The organism is Chryseobacterium sp. CP-77 (genome assembly GCF_036362765.1).
Taxonomy (GTDB): Bacteria; Bacteroidota; Bacteroidia; order Flavobacteriales; family Weeksellaceae; genus Chryseobacterium; species Chryseobacterium cupriresistens.
The window spans coordinates 4,808,351-4,822,080 of sequence record NZ_CP143637.1 but is presented as its reverse complement, the minus strand read 5'-3'; the positions used below and the strand labels follow the sequence as shown (position 1 = coordinate 4,822,080).

Sequence of the window (13,730 nt, the reverse complement as noted above, 5' to 3'; positions counted from 1 at the left end):
ATGAATACGATATTTTTATTTGAAGCCGGACGCTCTTCCCAGCACTGGCTCACCTATCTTGTGGCCTTACTTTTAATAGGAATGGGCATCTTTTGTGGAAACCAGTCCAACCTTTCAGTGGGAGAAGGGATTTATTTAAACTCTCCCTACACCATTGGTTTTATGACCGGAATGCTGAGCCTTGCCGTGATTTTTTTCGCTACGGTTTATGCTTTCCAGCTACTTTTTAAAGATCAGGATTCAAAATTTGACAGTATTCTGTTTTCATTTCCTTTTTCAAAATTTACTTATCTGAAAGGGAAATTCTCCATCTATTTTTTACAGACGTTTTTAAGTTTTTGTTTCCTAATGACAGGATTTATCATAGGTCAGATGATGCGGACCGGAAGTGAAATGCAGGAAAGTTTTAACATTGTCCATTATCTATATCCTATATTCATATTCGGTTTTATCAACAGTTTGTTTGTCTGCAGTTTTCTTTTTCTCATTGCATTTATTGTCAGGAAAAAACTGCTGGTTGTAGTAGGTGGACTGCTTCTGTATGTTTTTTACATGATTATCCTGCTGTTTTCCAATTCACCCTTTATGGCGGGAAGTCTTCCTCAGTCACTGGAAACACAACAGTTTTCGGCTTTAATAGATCCTTTTGGATTATCCGCTTATTTTATGGAAGCCCGTGATTTGACTGCTCATCAGAAAAATATTCAACTGGTACCATTCTCTGGTTATCTTTTGTTTAACAGAATTTTATTCTTTTTTATATCTGTTGGAATTCTTCTGCTTTCGCACAGATTATTTTCTTTCTCCAATTCCTCCGGACAGAAAGTAAAAACACCAGGAAAAACTCTTATATTTTCGGAAACAAATGGAGCAGAATACTCCACTGTTACACCCAGATTCAATGGATGGAGTTCTTTTCGATCTGTACTTTCATTTGCCCAAACGGATCTTACCTATTTGCTTAAAAGCATTGCCGTTCCTGCTGTATCTATTCTTTTATTATTCTCTGTGGGAATGGAAATGTATGCCGAAATTGAAAAAGGAATCCGTCTTCCGCAGAAGTATGCGAGTTCAGGACTTATGGCGACCACCATTTCAGAGAATTTTCATTTGCTTGGACTTCTTATTTCCGCTTATTTTTTAAACGATGTTTACTGGAGAAGTTCTTCATCAGGATTTTCTCTGATTGAAAACAGCACTTATTTTTCCAAAAACCGATTAACCGGACATTTTCTTTCCATCAGCTTTCTGCTGTTCTTCTTTACCGGAATTTTAATTATTCAGGGGATCATTTTTCAGGCAGCTTATCAATATTTTCATATAGACTGGAAGGCTTATCTCGGGGTTTTTCTTTTCAATACTTTCCCTTTAATGCTGTTTTCCGGATTGATTCTTTTGATGAATGACAGAATTCCCCATAAATTCATAGCCCTTGGAGTTTCCATCCTTGCCGTTTTTATAGTATCAGGTCCGGTTTCAGGAAAGTTGATATCCTACCCTCTTTTCAGAATATTCTCAGGTTTTAAAGGGACTTACAGTGAGTTTAACGGCTATGGAATCTATGAAGAAGCTTTTGCTCAAAGACTATTATTCGGAACGGGAATTATCAGTATTTTATGGATGCTCAGCAGTATTATAAAAATTAAAAAAGTTCCTGTATTTGCATCTGGCTTCAGTATCATTCTGCTCATCACAGGAATCTTTGCCGGAGTATTGTTTATGAAAGGTTATATTCCCAAAAATGAAGATCAGGCTATTCTAAGCTCGGCAGCATATGAAAAAAACTATAGAAAATATGAAAAACTTCCACAGCCGGATATCACCGATATTGCGACAGAAATTAAACTGTATCCTTCAAGCAATGCTTATCAGATTATAGGAAAATATACCCTTAAAAATCAAACCAATCAACCTATCAATAAGATTCTGATCAATTTTAATGAGGATTTAAAACTGGAATCTGCTGTGATAAAGTGTGGTATTGAAATTTCGAAAATTAATAACCATATTACAGAAGTCTCATTACAAAAACCTCTTCAACCGGGCAAGACTGCTTCTCTTGATTTTACATTATCTTATCAATGGTTTGCGGTCAACGGACACCAGTCTTTCAATGCTATTATTGAAAACGGGTCTTTTATGAGGATCAGCAGGTATTATCCTACCATCGGTTATCAAAAAGATGATGAAATTCAGGATGAAAAACAAAGAAGCCAATTCAAGCTTGGAAAACTTGGTAAACTGAAAAAACCGGAAGCTCCAGAAGTTTCAAAAAAGGATTTTATCAATCTTACCATGATGATTTCCACCGAAAAGAAACAGACAGCCATTGGAACAGGAGATCTTGTCAGAAAATGGTCAGAATCTGGTCGCAATTATTTCGAGTATAAAGCCGATCAGATTCCTTTCCGGTTTGCCGTTTCTTCTGCTGAGTATAAGATCAAAAGTGTGAACTATAAAGGAATTTCCATCAATATTTTTTATCATCAGAAACACTTTGAGAATGTGAATCACCTTCTTGAAAATACAAAGCTTACTTTAGATTACTGTCTGCAGAATTTCGGGACTTACCCTTTTAAAAGCATCAATTTTGCGGAGATTTCTTCTTTTACCAAAGGTTTTGCCGCAACAGCCTACCCTTCTGCTGTCTTTATGCCAGAAGACATGATTTTTCACGCCAACATTCAAGCCGATAAAAAACAGGATGTCATCAATGAACTGGCAGGCCATGAACTATCTCATCTCTGGTGGGGCAACAGTCAGATTAATCCTGATGACAGAGAAGGTTCTGTGATGCTAACCGAAACCCTCGCCATATATACCGAAATGATGCTCTACAAAAAAATGCATGGTCGAGAAAAAATGATGGAAAGAATCAACGTACATCAGCAGATCTATGACAATGAAAAAGGGCTGTCTGAAAATGTTCCGATTTATAAAGCAACCGGAGATGTTCCCCATATTTCGTATTCCAAAGGAGCTGCCGCAATGGTAGAATTGAGTAACTTAATCGGTGAAGATAAAGTGAACCTGGCTTTGAAAAATTTCCTCAATAACAATCAATATCCCAAAAAACCTGGGTCATTGGATCTGATCAATGAGTTTTACAACGCTGCTCCGGATCTTTCCACCAGAAAACAAATCGACAGATTATTCAAAACCACAGAAAATATAACTTTTACTTCAGGGTCTAAAACTGCTTCTGCAAAGGCAAAATCCAAAGAATCCGGTAACAGCTTTTAATTTTTTTTGAAAATATTTTTCAGGAATTGTAACAAAATAAAATGATGATTTACTAATTAGTTGACATATCAATAATTGACACATCATTTTAAATCTGAAAATATGGAAAAGTTAAATTCAATCATATTCTACAACATAGACAAAGCGATCAGATCTTACAGAAACTATGCTCAGCGCCAGCTGAAAGCGCATGGTTACACGATCACTATTGATCAGTGGCTTATCATCAAAGCGATTCTGGAAAACCCGGGAATTACCCAGAATGAAATTGGTGATCTGGTTTTTAAGGACAATGCTTCTGTCACGAGAATGATTGATTTAATGGTAAAATCCGAATACATCATCAGAAAAGTTCATCCTGAAGACCGAAGAAAAACCCTGCTGGAAGTGACAGATTCCGGGGTAAAAGTGATTAAAGAGGTTCAGAATATCGTAGAAAAGAACCGAAAAACAGCTTTAAAGGGCATCAGCAATGAACAACTGGAAGTGATGTATTCAGCTTTACTGAAAATTTCAGAAAACTGTCTCAACCCTAAAAAGTAAAACGCTATGACCAGAATATTCTCACTTATTATTGTCTGTATGCTGATGCTGTTCAACAGCAGGATCTCTGCCCAGCAGGCAATGCAGAGTTTGACTTTGTCAGGAAATATAAAATCCGACAAAGCAGAGCAGATGGAAATCAATCTCTTTAACGCCGATCAGAAATTGATCAAAACAGAAATTGCTGATAACAACGGTAAGTTCAATTTTAATGATTTAAAAGAAGGAACTTATCAGGTAAAAATCAATAAAAACGGTACTGAGGTTTATCACTCGGAAAATATTTCATTAACCGAAAATAAGACCCTCAATCCTATTGACCTGAATGTAAAATCGATTGAAGGAGTAACAATCACCAAAACCAAGCCTCTCATTGAAAGACAGGATGGGAAAATGATCATGAACGTTGAAAACAGTATTGCCAGCACCGGAAATTCCGCTTTTGAAGTCCTCGAAAAGGCTCCGGGAGTGAATATTGACAATAACGACAATATCAGTCTTCGCGGAAAAGGAAACCTTCTGATCCAAATCGATGGTAAAAATACTCCCATGACGGGAACTGATCTTGCCAATTATCTGAAGGGAATCCCCTCTTCCACCATTGAAAAGATAGAGTTCATCACCAATCCTTCATCAAAATATGATGCAGCAGGATCCGCCATCATTAATATTAAACTTAAAAAGGAACAGAGAAAAGGAACTAACGGAACTATTTCCAGCTCCCTGGGATCGGGTAAGTATGTAAAAAACAACAACAGTTTCAGCATCAACCACCGGAATAAAAACATTAATATTTTCGGAAATTACAGCTTTGCCTACAGGGAAGCTTACAACGGATTGGTTCTAGACAGAAATTTCTATGAAGCCAATACCTTTAAGAAAGCCTATGTACAGGATAATTATCTGAAATTCAAATTCAACAGCCATGTAGCGAAAGCGGGAATGGATTATTATCTGAACGACAAGAATGTGCTTGGATTCTCTGTGGGACTTGTTTCCAACAAATTCAACATCAACGGAGACAATTCCAACGTCACACTAGGCAGCAACTACCTTCCTGAAAGTACTTTTACAACAGTCAACAGATCGAATGACCGCTGGACCAATGTTTCATTCAACCTTAATCATAAATATACGATTGATTCGCTGGGTTCTGATATTTCTACCGATTTTGACTACATCAATTACGCCAACTCATCTTTGCAGAGCTTTGATACAAAAACGCATGATATTTCCAGCGGTACAGACAACCTTGACATTATTAAAGGTGATATGGACGGAAAACTGAATATCTACTCTTTAAAATCTGATCTTACAAAAAACTTCAGCAACGACTGGAAACTGGAAAGCGGAGTGAAAACCAGTTTTGTAAAGACAGATAATGATTTGAAATTTTTCAACGCCAGTTCAGGTATTCCTGTTCCGGATCTTGGGAAAACCAATCATTTTATTTATGAGGAAAACATCAATGCAGTGTACGGAAATGTGTCCAAAAAATGGGAAAAATTCAAAGCTACAGCAGGTTTAAGAGTTGAAAATACCAATGTAAAAGGAACTCAGATTACCACCAATCAAATCAATAAAAGAAATTATACCCAGCTGTTCCCAAGCGCTGTTCTGAGTTATGATCTGACGGATAAAAGCAACCTTGAAATCAATCTCAGCAGAAGAATTACAAGACCAAGCTACAACCAGCTGAATCCTTTCAAATTCTATCTTGATCCTACTACAATGAAAGCCGGAAATCCTGATCTGAACCCTCAAATCACGATGAATTATGAATTAACCTACAGCCTGAGTAATAAATATTTCGCCACATTAAGCTACAGCAGGAATTCTGACAACATTACAGACATCCTAAAACCCGTAACAGAAAACGGACAGATCGTAACCGTACAGACCATTGAAAACCTGAATTCTGCTTCTTATTTCGGATTAAACCTGATCGCTCCGGTAAAGGTGACCCAATGGTGGGATATGAACAACAGTGCTAATTTCTATTATGGTTCATACACCGGAAATGTCTCCGGAACCCAGATCAATAATAAAGGGAATTTTACATTCAGCATCAACAGTATTAATTCCTTTAAGCTGGGAAATGGTTTCACTGCTGAACTTACAGGAAATTACAAAGCCAGAGAAATATATGCTTATCTGAATGTGAGCCCGAACTGGTACCTCAACGTTGGAGCGCAGAAGAAGTTTAAAAACAACAGTGTTCTGAAACTTTCCTTCACTGATGTCTTCTTTACCAGCAATATCAAAGGGCAGACGGTGTATAATGATTATTTAGAGAACTTCGCGGTGAAAAGAGATACCCGTGTGGCAACCCTCTCCTATACTTACAATTTTGGTTCTTCCAAAAACGGACAGCCCAGAAAAACAGGCGGTGCTGAGGACCTGAAGCAGAGAGTGGGAAGCTAATTGTAAGAAGTTGGAAAACGCAAAGACGCCAAGAAGGAGAAATAAAATACGGTCTTTAAGACGCAAAAATTTTATCTTCGATAAAATTGAGCATCCAATTACTATACCTGTATTTTAGTCCCTCACACGATTAGGCAGGCAAAGCAAATGCAAAAAATAAAACAATATGCTTGCTGAAGATTTTCGATTTTCTTGCCTCTAATCAATATAAAATTAAAATTCCTTTGCGCCTTTGCAATTTCCAACTTATAACTTATGGTATGCAAAGCAAAAATCCCTCAAAAACTGAGGGATTTTTTATGTTTAAGAATGAATCTTATTAAGCTTCGTTAGAAGGATTCTGATTTTCCACTGGTTTTTCGCTTTGCGGCCTTTCTCCTTGTGGTTTCTGTCCTTCTGGTCTTCTTTGTCCTTCTGGTCTTTTCTGCCCTTCAGGTCTACCTTGTCCTTCAGGTCTTGGAGGTCTTGGTAAAAGAACTTTACGGGAAAGTTTCATTTTCTTACGGTCATCGTAACCCATGAACTTCACTTCTACCTCATCACCTTCTGCATAAGGAACTTTGTCCAGACGAGCCCATTCAATTTCAGAAATGTGAAGAAGTCCTTCTGTTCCTTTAGCAATTGCTACGAATGCACCAAAGTCCATTACTTTCACTACTTTACCTTTGTAAACTTCGCCTACAACCGGTACGAAAGTAATTTCATTGATCTTAGCAATAGCAGCATTGATTTTTTCTCTGTCTGTTCCTGCAATTTCGATACGTCCGATTTCTCCCATCTCTTCGATAGCAATAACCGTATCTGTATCTTTCTGTAACTGTTGAATAATTTTTCCACCAGGCCCGATTACAGCTCCAATGAAATCTTTTGGAATCTCCATTACCACCATTTTCGGAGCGTGAGGCTTCACGTCTGCTCTTGGCTGGGAAATCGTTTCCGTAATTTTATTAAGGATGTGTAATCTTCCGTCTTTAGCCTGCATCAAAGCTTTCTCCATGATATCCATAGAAAGTCCCTGGATTTTGATATCCATCTGACAAGCTGTGATACCATCTGCAGTACCTGTTACTTTAAAGTCCATATCTCCAAGGTGATCTTCATCTCCCAAGATATCAGAAAGTACGGTAAATTTACCTGATTTTGTATCGGTGATCAGACCCATTGCAATTCCTGAAACAGGTTTTGTGATCTGAACCCCTGCATCCATCAATGCTAATGTACCAGCACAAACTGTTGCCATTGAAGAAGAACCGTTAGATTCAAGGATATCGGAAACAATTCTGATCGTATATGGATTTTCTGCCGGAATTACCGCTGTTAAAGCTCTTTGAGCTAAGTTTCCGTGTCCTACTTCTCTTCTTGAAGTACCTCTTAAAGGTCTTGCTTCTCCTGTTGAGAATGGAGGGAAGTTATAGTGTAAGAAGAATCTTTCGTCGTGCTGCGTGATTACGCTGTCGATCATGTTGGCATCTTTTACAGAACCCAGAGTTACCGCAGTCAGAGACTGAGTTTCTCCTCTTGTAAAGATTGCAGAACCGTGAGCTCCCGGAAGGTAATCAATTTCTGACCAGATTGGACGGATCGTCTGAGGATCACGACCATCAAGACGGATATTGTCTTCAAGAATCATCTGACGCATTGCTTCTTTCTCTACGTCATGGTAATATACTTTAACGAAAGGAGTTACTCTTGCCAGTTCTTCTTCATCTTCAGCATATTGTGCTAAAAACTCTTCAAGAACCGCTTTGAATTTTTCTCCTCTTTCTTCCTTATTGGATGGAGTTTTTGCTACTTCATATACTTTGTTGTAGCACTCTTTCCATACTTTTTCACGAATTTCTTCGTCGTGATCTTCGTGGCTGTATTCTCTTTTAGGGAAAGATTTTCCTACTTTTTCAGCTAATCTCTCCTGAGCTTCAATCTGTTTTCTGATCTCAGCGTGAGCGAAGTTGATGGCTTCAAGCATTTCCTGCTCAGAGATCTCCTTCATTTCTCCTTCTACCATTACGATGGAGTCTTTAGTAGCTCCCACCATAATGTCGATATCTGATTTTAATAAATTTTCATAGCTTGGATTCACAGACAATTGTCCGTCAATTCTTACGACTCTTGCTTCAGACATTGGCCCGTTGAAAGGGATATCTGTAATCGCAATAGCTGCAGAAGCTGCCAGACCTGCCAATGCTTCAGGCATTACTTCTTTATCGTAAGAAATCAATGAAATCATTACCTGTACTTCCGCGTGGAAATCTTCAGGGAAAAGAGGACGTAATACTCTGTCCACCAATCTCATTGTAAGCACTTCATCATCAGATGGTTTTGCTTCTCTACGGAAGAAATTCCCAGGAATTCTTCCGCCTGCATAAAACTTTTCTCTGTAATCTACCGTTAATGGTAAAAAGTCTACACCAGGATTGGCTTCTTTATTGGCTACAACAGTTGCTAAAAGCATTGTTCCACCACATTTCACCACTACAGATCCGTCAGCCTGCTTAGCCAGCTTCCCCGTTTCAATAGTGATTTCCCTGCCGTCTGCAAGGGTAATCGTTTCTGTAAACGCTTGAGGTATACTCATAAATTTGCTTCTTTATACTCCGTATTGAGTATGATTAATATTTAAACTCTTTAAATTTTCGTTTGCAAAGGTACTATATAATAATGATATATTAAATTTTTCGATTGCTTTAATAGGCGTTTAAAATACAAAAAATTGGCTATCAATTGATGAAAGTATGAAAATTTACATCACTAATCTGAACTTATACATCATTTATGAAAATAAAAAAGTGTTTTTTTGAGGATAATGTATTGAAAAATCCGGTCGTTTTTGTATTATTGTCTCAAAAAATGAAAATAATACATTCATCTGAAAAAATTATCTGTTTCATTCTAAAAATTAGTAAAAATATTGCAAACCAATAGGCTGATCCCTATATTTGCCCTACTTCACCAATTACAATGCTGTAGGCTAAAAAAGTTAAGGAACTATCCTTATCCAGATAAATAAATGTTTATGATTAATAAAGAAGTACAATCTCAAAGCAGGAATTATACGGTTCCGTTGATTACCATTACCCTGCTGTTTTTTATGTGGGGATTCATCACCTGTATGAATGATATCCTGATTCCCTATCTGAAGCAACTATTCAATCTTACCTTTTTCGAATCCATGCTGGTACAGTTCTGTTTTTTCGGGGCTTACTTTATCGGATCGCTGATTTATTTCATGATCTCCATCACGAAGGGAGATCCCATCAATAAATTAGGGTATAAAAAGGGAATCCTGTTCGGAATTTTTCTGGCCGCATTTGGCTGCGTTCTGTTTTATCCGGCAGCTACGTTCTCATATTATCCGCTGTTTCTTGGGGCTTTGTTTATTTTAGGATTGGGCTTTACGGTACTTCAGATTACTGCCAATGCCTATGTTTCGCTATTAGGAAGTGAAGAATCTGCTTCCAGCCGGCTGAATATGACTCAGGCATTCAATGCATTCGGAACCACCATTGCACCGGTACTTGGAGGTCACCTGATTTTTGAATTTTTCTCATCTCCGGACGGATCATTCAGTGCGGTAGCGACAAGAATTCCTTACCTTATTTTTGCAGGTATCCTTTTACTGGTTGCTTTATTGATTTCCAGAGTGAAGCTTCCTTCCTTCCAGATGGGTGAAGAAGAAATCGTAAAAGGCTGGGGAGCACTTGAATTCAGTCACCTGAAATTCGGAGTATTTGCTATGTTCTGCTATGTAGGCGGAGAAGTTGCCGTAGGAAGTTTTATCATCAGTTTCCTGGAGCAGCCACAGATTATGGGCTTTAATGAGATCATCAGTAAAAATTACCTTTCCTTATATTGGGGAGGAGCGATGATCGGTCGCTTTCTGGGAGCCATCTCTTTAAATCAATCCATAAGCAAAAGCAAAAAGGCTCTATATATGCTGGGAGCAGCAGCAGCTGTGTTCCTTGTGATTTTCAGCATTGTCAATCTTACGTTCAGTCAGATCAGCTTTTTCATTGTGTTTATCATCCTTAATTTCATTGCCTTTTTCGTGGGTAAAGCAGCTCCGGCAAGAACATTATCCATTTTTGCAGCGATCAATGTTGCCTTGTTAATTTCTGCGATGGTAAATCATGGTGAGCTGGCGATGTACAGTATTTTAGGAATCGGAATTTTCAATTCTATTATGTTCTCTAATATTTACACACTGGCTATTTCAGGATTAGGTAAATACACCAGCCAGGGATCTTCATTAGTAGTAATGGCTATTCTTGGAGGCGCTATTGTTCCTATTTTCCAGGGATATCTTGCCGATCAGTTTGGAGTACAGCATTCGTTTATTATTCCTGTATTCTGCTATCTTGTTATTCTGATATTCGGAGCGTACTGTACCAAATATTTAGGTCATGTAGAAACTACAGAAGCCAAATCAGGGCATTAAAATCAAATTCAAATCAAAATGTATAAGGCGGAATATCTCAAAGGTATTCCGCTTTCTTTTTCCCATCCTAAATGTAACTTTCATATGAAAAAATTGACTTATTTTAAAGGTCAGTACAATAAATTATGAAAATACAGTTAAAGCTTGAATACGCTGCATTTCTCCTGTTAGGAATCTATGCCTTTGCACAGACAGGATATTCCTGGTGGTGGTTTGCCGGACTTTTCCTTGCACCGGATATTTCTATGCTGGGATATACCATGAATAATAAAGCAGGCGCTTTCTTCTACAATCTCTTCCATCATTTCGGAGTAGCTGTCATTGTTTATTTTGTGGGAACAGCCTTGTCTCTGCCCTATTTACAAATGATAGGCGCTATTTTGTTTTCTCACTCTGCGTTTGACAGGATTCTGGGTTATGGATTGAAATATCCCGATAGTTTTCAGAATACGCATTTGGGGAAGATTGGGAAGAAGGCTGAATAGTGATGTTGAAAACCACCCCGTCAAAAATTCTTTGAATTTTCGCCACTCCGAGGGGAAGAATTATCACACCTTCAGTTGGGATGGCTGTTACAGTTGTCACCATCTTCAGTATTTTTTCAAGATAATACAGGCTGGATTCCTACGGAATGACACAATTGGCGAATTGGCCTATCCATACAGTTTGTCATTTCGTAGGAATCTTAACTGTTATAAGGGTTTTCAAAGCTTGTGAACTTTTAAACAGTTAGTGGTAACTTAAAACAAGCAAATAAAAAACTTTTGTGGCTTTTGTGGTTAAAAATCGCCTGCTGTGTAAAAACAAAAAAGCAACCTCTTTCGAAGTTGCTTTTTTATTTTGAAAATCTTTATAGATTATTTTCTTAAACCTAGTTCAGCAATAATTGCTCTATATCTTGCGATATCTTTGTTTTTAAGGTAATCTAATAAACTTTTTCTCTTACCTACCAATTTCACTAGAGATCTCTCTGTGTTGAAATCGTGACGGTTAGCCTTTAGGTGTTGAGATAAGTGATTGATTCTGAAAGTGAAAAGAGCAATTTGTCCTTCAGCACTTCCTGTGTCTTGTGCAGATTTCCCGTGTTTTGCGAAAATTTCCTGCTTTTTGTCTGTTGTTAAGTACATTCCAATATTGTTTAATGATTATTATGTAACGGGTGCAAAATTACGACTATTTTTTGATTCTGCAAACATTATTGATTTCATATATCAAATTTGATAGAAAAAAATGTTAAAAATTTCTTAATAATTTGTATGCAATCCAACGAAAAGGCAGTAATTTTGCATTCGAATTACAAATGAAAAAAATTATATTCTTTACAGCGGTTACTACTTTTTTATTCATCGGGTTTACAACGGTAAAAGCCCAGAAAAATGCCGATGATAAAATAAAAAAAGTTCTTTACTTCAATCCCGAGGTAGAGCCTGATATTGACGAAATAAAAGCCCCTACCAACAATGCTTTCTTTGATGCCGTAACCGACAATTTCAGCGGCAGAAAAAATAAAATGCTCCGTGCAGAAGTTCAGGTTCCCTATGACAGCATTGATAAACAGACTATCGTAGATTACTGTCTCAACAATGATGCAGATTTTGCCATTGTTTCTAAAGTGAGGTATTTCAAAGTTGGATTTGGAAAGTATGTTTTCTCCAATCAGGTGGTGGTAAGTATGAAGCTTTTTGGTGCTGACGGCAATCTTGTCACCGAAAGCGATCACGATACCTACCGGAAAAACATGCGCCTTCTGGGATCCACAACCAATTCTGTAAAAATAGGTACTGAAGGTGCCATAAAAGGAATCATCAAAAAACTGAGAAAGCTTAAGCCAACGGAAGCGGAACTTTAAGGTTCAAGGTTTAAAGTTCCTGGTTTAAGGTTGGAATATACAGCCTTATATCATCAATGGTCAATTTTGCTTCGCAAGTCAATGGTGAATTTTGTCAGGAAGATTCCTGGGCTTACCGGACAAGTCTATCATTTATCATTTATCATTTATCATTCATCCTTATATTTTCATAAAGTATTTCCCTGCCCTGCATTATAAATATTTTCACATAAATAAAGCACTTGTCATCTCTTACGAACAGGTGCTTTTTTATTTAAAATACACTATAAACAACTGATTAACAATTAAATATTTTCACCAAATAAGGATTTATTAAATATTTTTTACTATTTTAGATCAACATTAAAACCAAAATCCTATGAAAAATCTAAAGAAACTCAGCAGAGAAAAAGCAAAACAAATTAATGGAGGATCTATGGAAAGATGCAGCGAAACCAATCCTTGTACTGTCGGATGGTGCTGTTTCGGAATCTGTTCCCCCTTCATCTGTATTGAATAAAGAATAAAACTAAATCATTTAAAAATCAAATCTCATGAAAAATCTAAAAAAACTCAGCAGACAAGTGCAAAAGGAAATTAAAGGCAGCGGACCTTTCAAAAGATGTACAGAACATTATGAATGTCCGGGCGGGTCATGTTGTCACAACACCTGTGTTATCGATCCATGTCCTCTGGAGTAAATATGATCATTACAGACACCTGCATTCGTAGGTGTTTTTATTTAACACATCAATAAAACATTGATTCATAATAAAATATTTTCACCTGCAAATGAATAATATAGAAATATTTATTATTTTAGTCTTGCATTAAATCTAAACTATAACGCTATGAAAAATCTAAAAAAACTCAGCAGAGAAGCTGCCAAGCAAATTAATGGCGGTCTCGGACCGTTCAGATGCAGCATCACAAGACCTTGTTCTGTCGGATATTGCTGTAATGGAGAATGCCTTGATCACGACTGTATGATTGAGCCTTAATTTAAATGATCATACATGATGAAGAATTTAAATCTTAAGAAGCTCAACAGGCTGGAACAAAAAAACATTAAAGGAAGTGGAATAAAAAAGTGTGGTGACAACTCAGATTGCGGACCATACCAATGCTGTACAAATGCTGTCTGCATCTACATTCCCACCTCAGAATGCGAACCAATGTAAAGAATATTGGAATTTAAAATTTAATTTTTGCACATCCGTTTCGGCGGGTGTTTTTTTTGCTCTTATACTGAAGCCA

The 13,730-nt window shown here is 37.3% G+C and carries 12 protein-coding genes; 10 read left to right on the top strand and 2 right to left on the bottom strand.

Features of this window, described 5'->3' with window-relative positions:
* From V0410_RS21670 to V0410_RS21660, 3 genes are all read left to right on the top strand, one after another.
* A complete protein-coding gene (locus tag V0410_RS21670; RefSeq protein ID WP_330745588.1) occupies window positions 1-3,243 on the top strand; it encodes a M1 family aminopeptidase in 3,243 nt (1,080 codons plus the stop codon).
* 102 nt (window positions 3,244-3,345) lie between these two features.
* Window positions 3,346-3,786 (top strand): MarR family winged helix-turn-helix transcriptional regulator, encoded by a 441-nt coding sequence (locus V0410_RS21665; protein WP_330745587.1) that lies wholly within the window; start codon window positions 3,346-3,348, stop codon window positions 3,784-3,786.
* Window positions 3,787-3,792: 6 nt separating this feature from the next.
* Window positions 3,793-6,210 (top strand): TonB-dependent receptor, encoded by a 2,418-nt coding sequence (locus V0410_RS21660; protein WP_330745586.1) that lies wholly within the window; start codon window positions 3,793-3,795, stop codon window positions 6,208-6,210.
* Window positions 6,211-6,529: 319 nt separating this feature from the next.
* Here V0410_RS21660 and V0410_RS21655 read toward each other — a convergent pair whose 3' ends face one another.
* Window positions 6,530-8,785, bottom strand: coding sequence for a polyribonucleotide nucleotidyltransferase (locus V0410_RS21655; protein WP_330745585.1), 2,256 nt, complete (start codon window positions 8,783-8,785; stop codon window positions 6,530-6,532).
* Between the two features lie 438 nt (window positions 8,786-9,223).
* Between V0410_RS21655 and V0410_RS21650 the strand changes: the two genes are divergently transcribed.
* Together V0410_RS21650 and V0410_RS21645 are read left to right on the top strand one after the other, a co-directional pair.
* Window positions 9,224-10,645: a sugar MFS transporter gene (locus tag V0410_RS21650; protein WP_330745584.1), complete on the top strand. Its 1,422-nt coding sequence runs from the start codon at window positions 9,224-9,226 to the stop codon at window positions 10,643-10,645.
* 125 nt (window positions 10,646-10,770) lie between these two features.
* The gene (locus V0410_RS21645) at window positions 10,771-11,130 is read left to right on the top strand and encodes a DUF4260 domain-containing protein (protein WP_330745583.1); all 360 of its coding nucleotides are present in this window, start codon (window positions 10,771-10,773) and stop codon (window positions 11,128-11,130) included.
* A 372-nt stretch (window positions 11,131-11,502) separates the two neighbouring features.
* On the opposite strand, the gene rpsO is transcribed toward V0410_RS21645, so the two are convergent.
* The gene (rpsO, locus tag V0410_RS21640) at window positions 11,503-11,772 is read right to left on the bottom strand and encodes a 30S ribosomal protein S15 (protein ID WP_034692246.1); all 270 of its coding nucleotides are present in this window, start codon (window positions 11,770-11,772) and stop codon (window positions 11,503-11,505) included.
* A gap of 173 nt (window positions 11,773-11,945) precedes the next feature.
* On the opposite strand from rpsO, the gene V0410_RS21635 reads away from it, so the two are divergent.
* From V0410_RS21635 to V0410_RS21615, 5 genes are all read left to right on the top strand, one after another.
* Entirely contained in the window at window positions 11,946-12,494 is a 549-nt protein-coding gene (locus tag V0410_RS21635; RefSeq protein WP_330745582.1) for a pyruvate decarboxylase, read from the top strand.
* 358 nt (window positions 12,495-12,852) lie between these two features.
* Window positions 12,853-12,993 (top strand): bacteriocin-like protein, encoded by a 141-nt coding sequence (locus tag V0410_RS21630; RefSeq protein ID WP_171006355.1) that lies wholly within the window; start codon window positions 12,853-12,855, stop codon window positions 12,991-12,993.
* 34 nt (window positions 12,994-13,027) lie between these two features.
* Window positions 13,028-13,174 carry a bacteriocin-like protein gene (locus tag V0410_RS21625; protein ID WP_171006356.1) on the top strand — a complete coding sequence of 49 codons (147 nt, stop codon included), beginning with the start codon at window positions 13,028-13,030 and terminating at the stop codon, window positions 13,172-13,174.
* Window positions 13,175-13,324: 150 nt separating this feature from the next.
* Window positions 13,325-13,474: a bacteriocin-like protein gene (locus V0410_RS21620; RefSeq protein WP_181397941.1), complete on the top strand. Its 150-nt coding sequence runs from the start codon at window positions 13,325-13,327 to the stop codon at window positions 13,472-13,474.
* 15 nt (window positions 13,475-13,489) lie between these two features.
* Window positions 13,490-13,654, top strand: a complete 165-nt coding sequence (locus V0410_RS21615) for a hypothetical protein (protein WP_330745581.1) — start codon at window positions 13,490-13,492, stop codon at window positions 13,652-13,654.
* Window positions 13,655-13,730: the final 76 nt, after the last annotated feature.

Excerpts from the sequence above, each read along its gene's own strand:
- V0410_RS21620 (WP_181397941.1), top strand. The coding sequence starts at position 13,325 with ATGAAAAATCTAAAAAAACTCAGCAGAGAAGCTGCCAAGCAAATTAAT.
- V0410_RS21625 (WP_171006356.1), top strand. The coding sequence starts at position 13,028 with ATGAAAAATCTAAAAAAACTCAGCAGACAAGTGCAAAAGGAAATTAAA.
- V0410_RS21645 (WP_330745583.1), top strand. The coding sequence starts at position 10,771 with ATGAAAATACAGTTAAAGCTTGAATACGCTGCATTTCTCCTGTTAGGA.
- V0410_RS21630 (WP_171006355.1), top strand. The coding sequence starts at position 12,853 with ATGAAAAATCTAAAGAAACTCAGCAGAGAAAAAGCAAAACAAATTAAT.
- V0410_RS21670 (WP_330745588.1), top strand. The coding sequence starts at position 1 with ATGAATACGATATTTTTATTTGAAGCCGGACGCTCTTCCCAGCACTGG.
- V0410_RS21635 (WP_330745582.1), top strand. The coding sequence starts at position 11,946 with ATGAAAAAAATTATATTCTTTACAGCGGTTACTACTTTTTTATTCATC.
- V0410_RS21615 (WP_330745581.1), top strand. The coding sequence starts at position 13,490 with ATGATGAAGAATTTAAATCTTAAGAAGCTCAACAGGCTGGAACAAAAA.
- V0410_RS21650 (WP_330745584.1), top strand. The coding sequence starts at position 9,224 with ATGATTAATAAAGAAGTACAATCTCAAAGCAGGAATTATACGGTTCCG.
- rpsO (WP_034692246.1), bottom strand. The coding sequence starts at position 11,772 with ATGTACTTAACAACAGACAAAAAGCAGGAAATTTTCGCAAAACACGGG.
- V0410_RS21660 (WP_330745586.1), top strand. The coding sequence starts at position 3,793 with ATGACCAGAATATTCTCACTTATTATTGTCTGTATGCTGATGCTGTTC.
- V0410_RS21655 (WP_330745585.1), bottom strand. The coding sequence starts at position 8,785 with ATGAGTATACCTCAAGCGTTTACAGAAACGATTACCCTTGCAGACGGC.
- V0410_RS21665 (WP_330745587.1), top strand. The coding sequence starts at position 3,346 with ATGGAAAAGTTAAATTCAATCATATTCTACAACATAGACAAAGCGATC.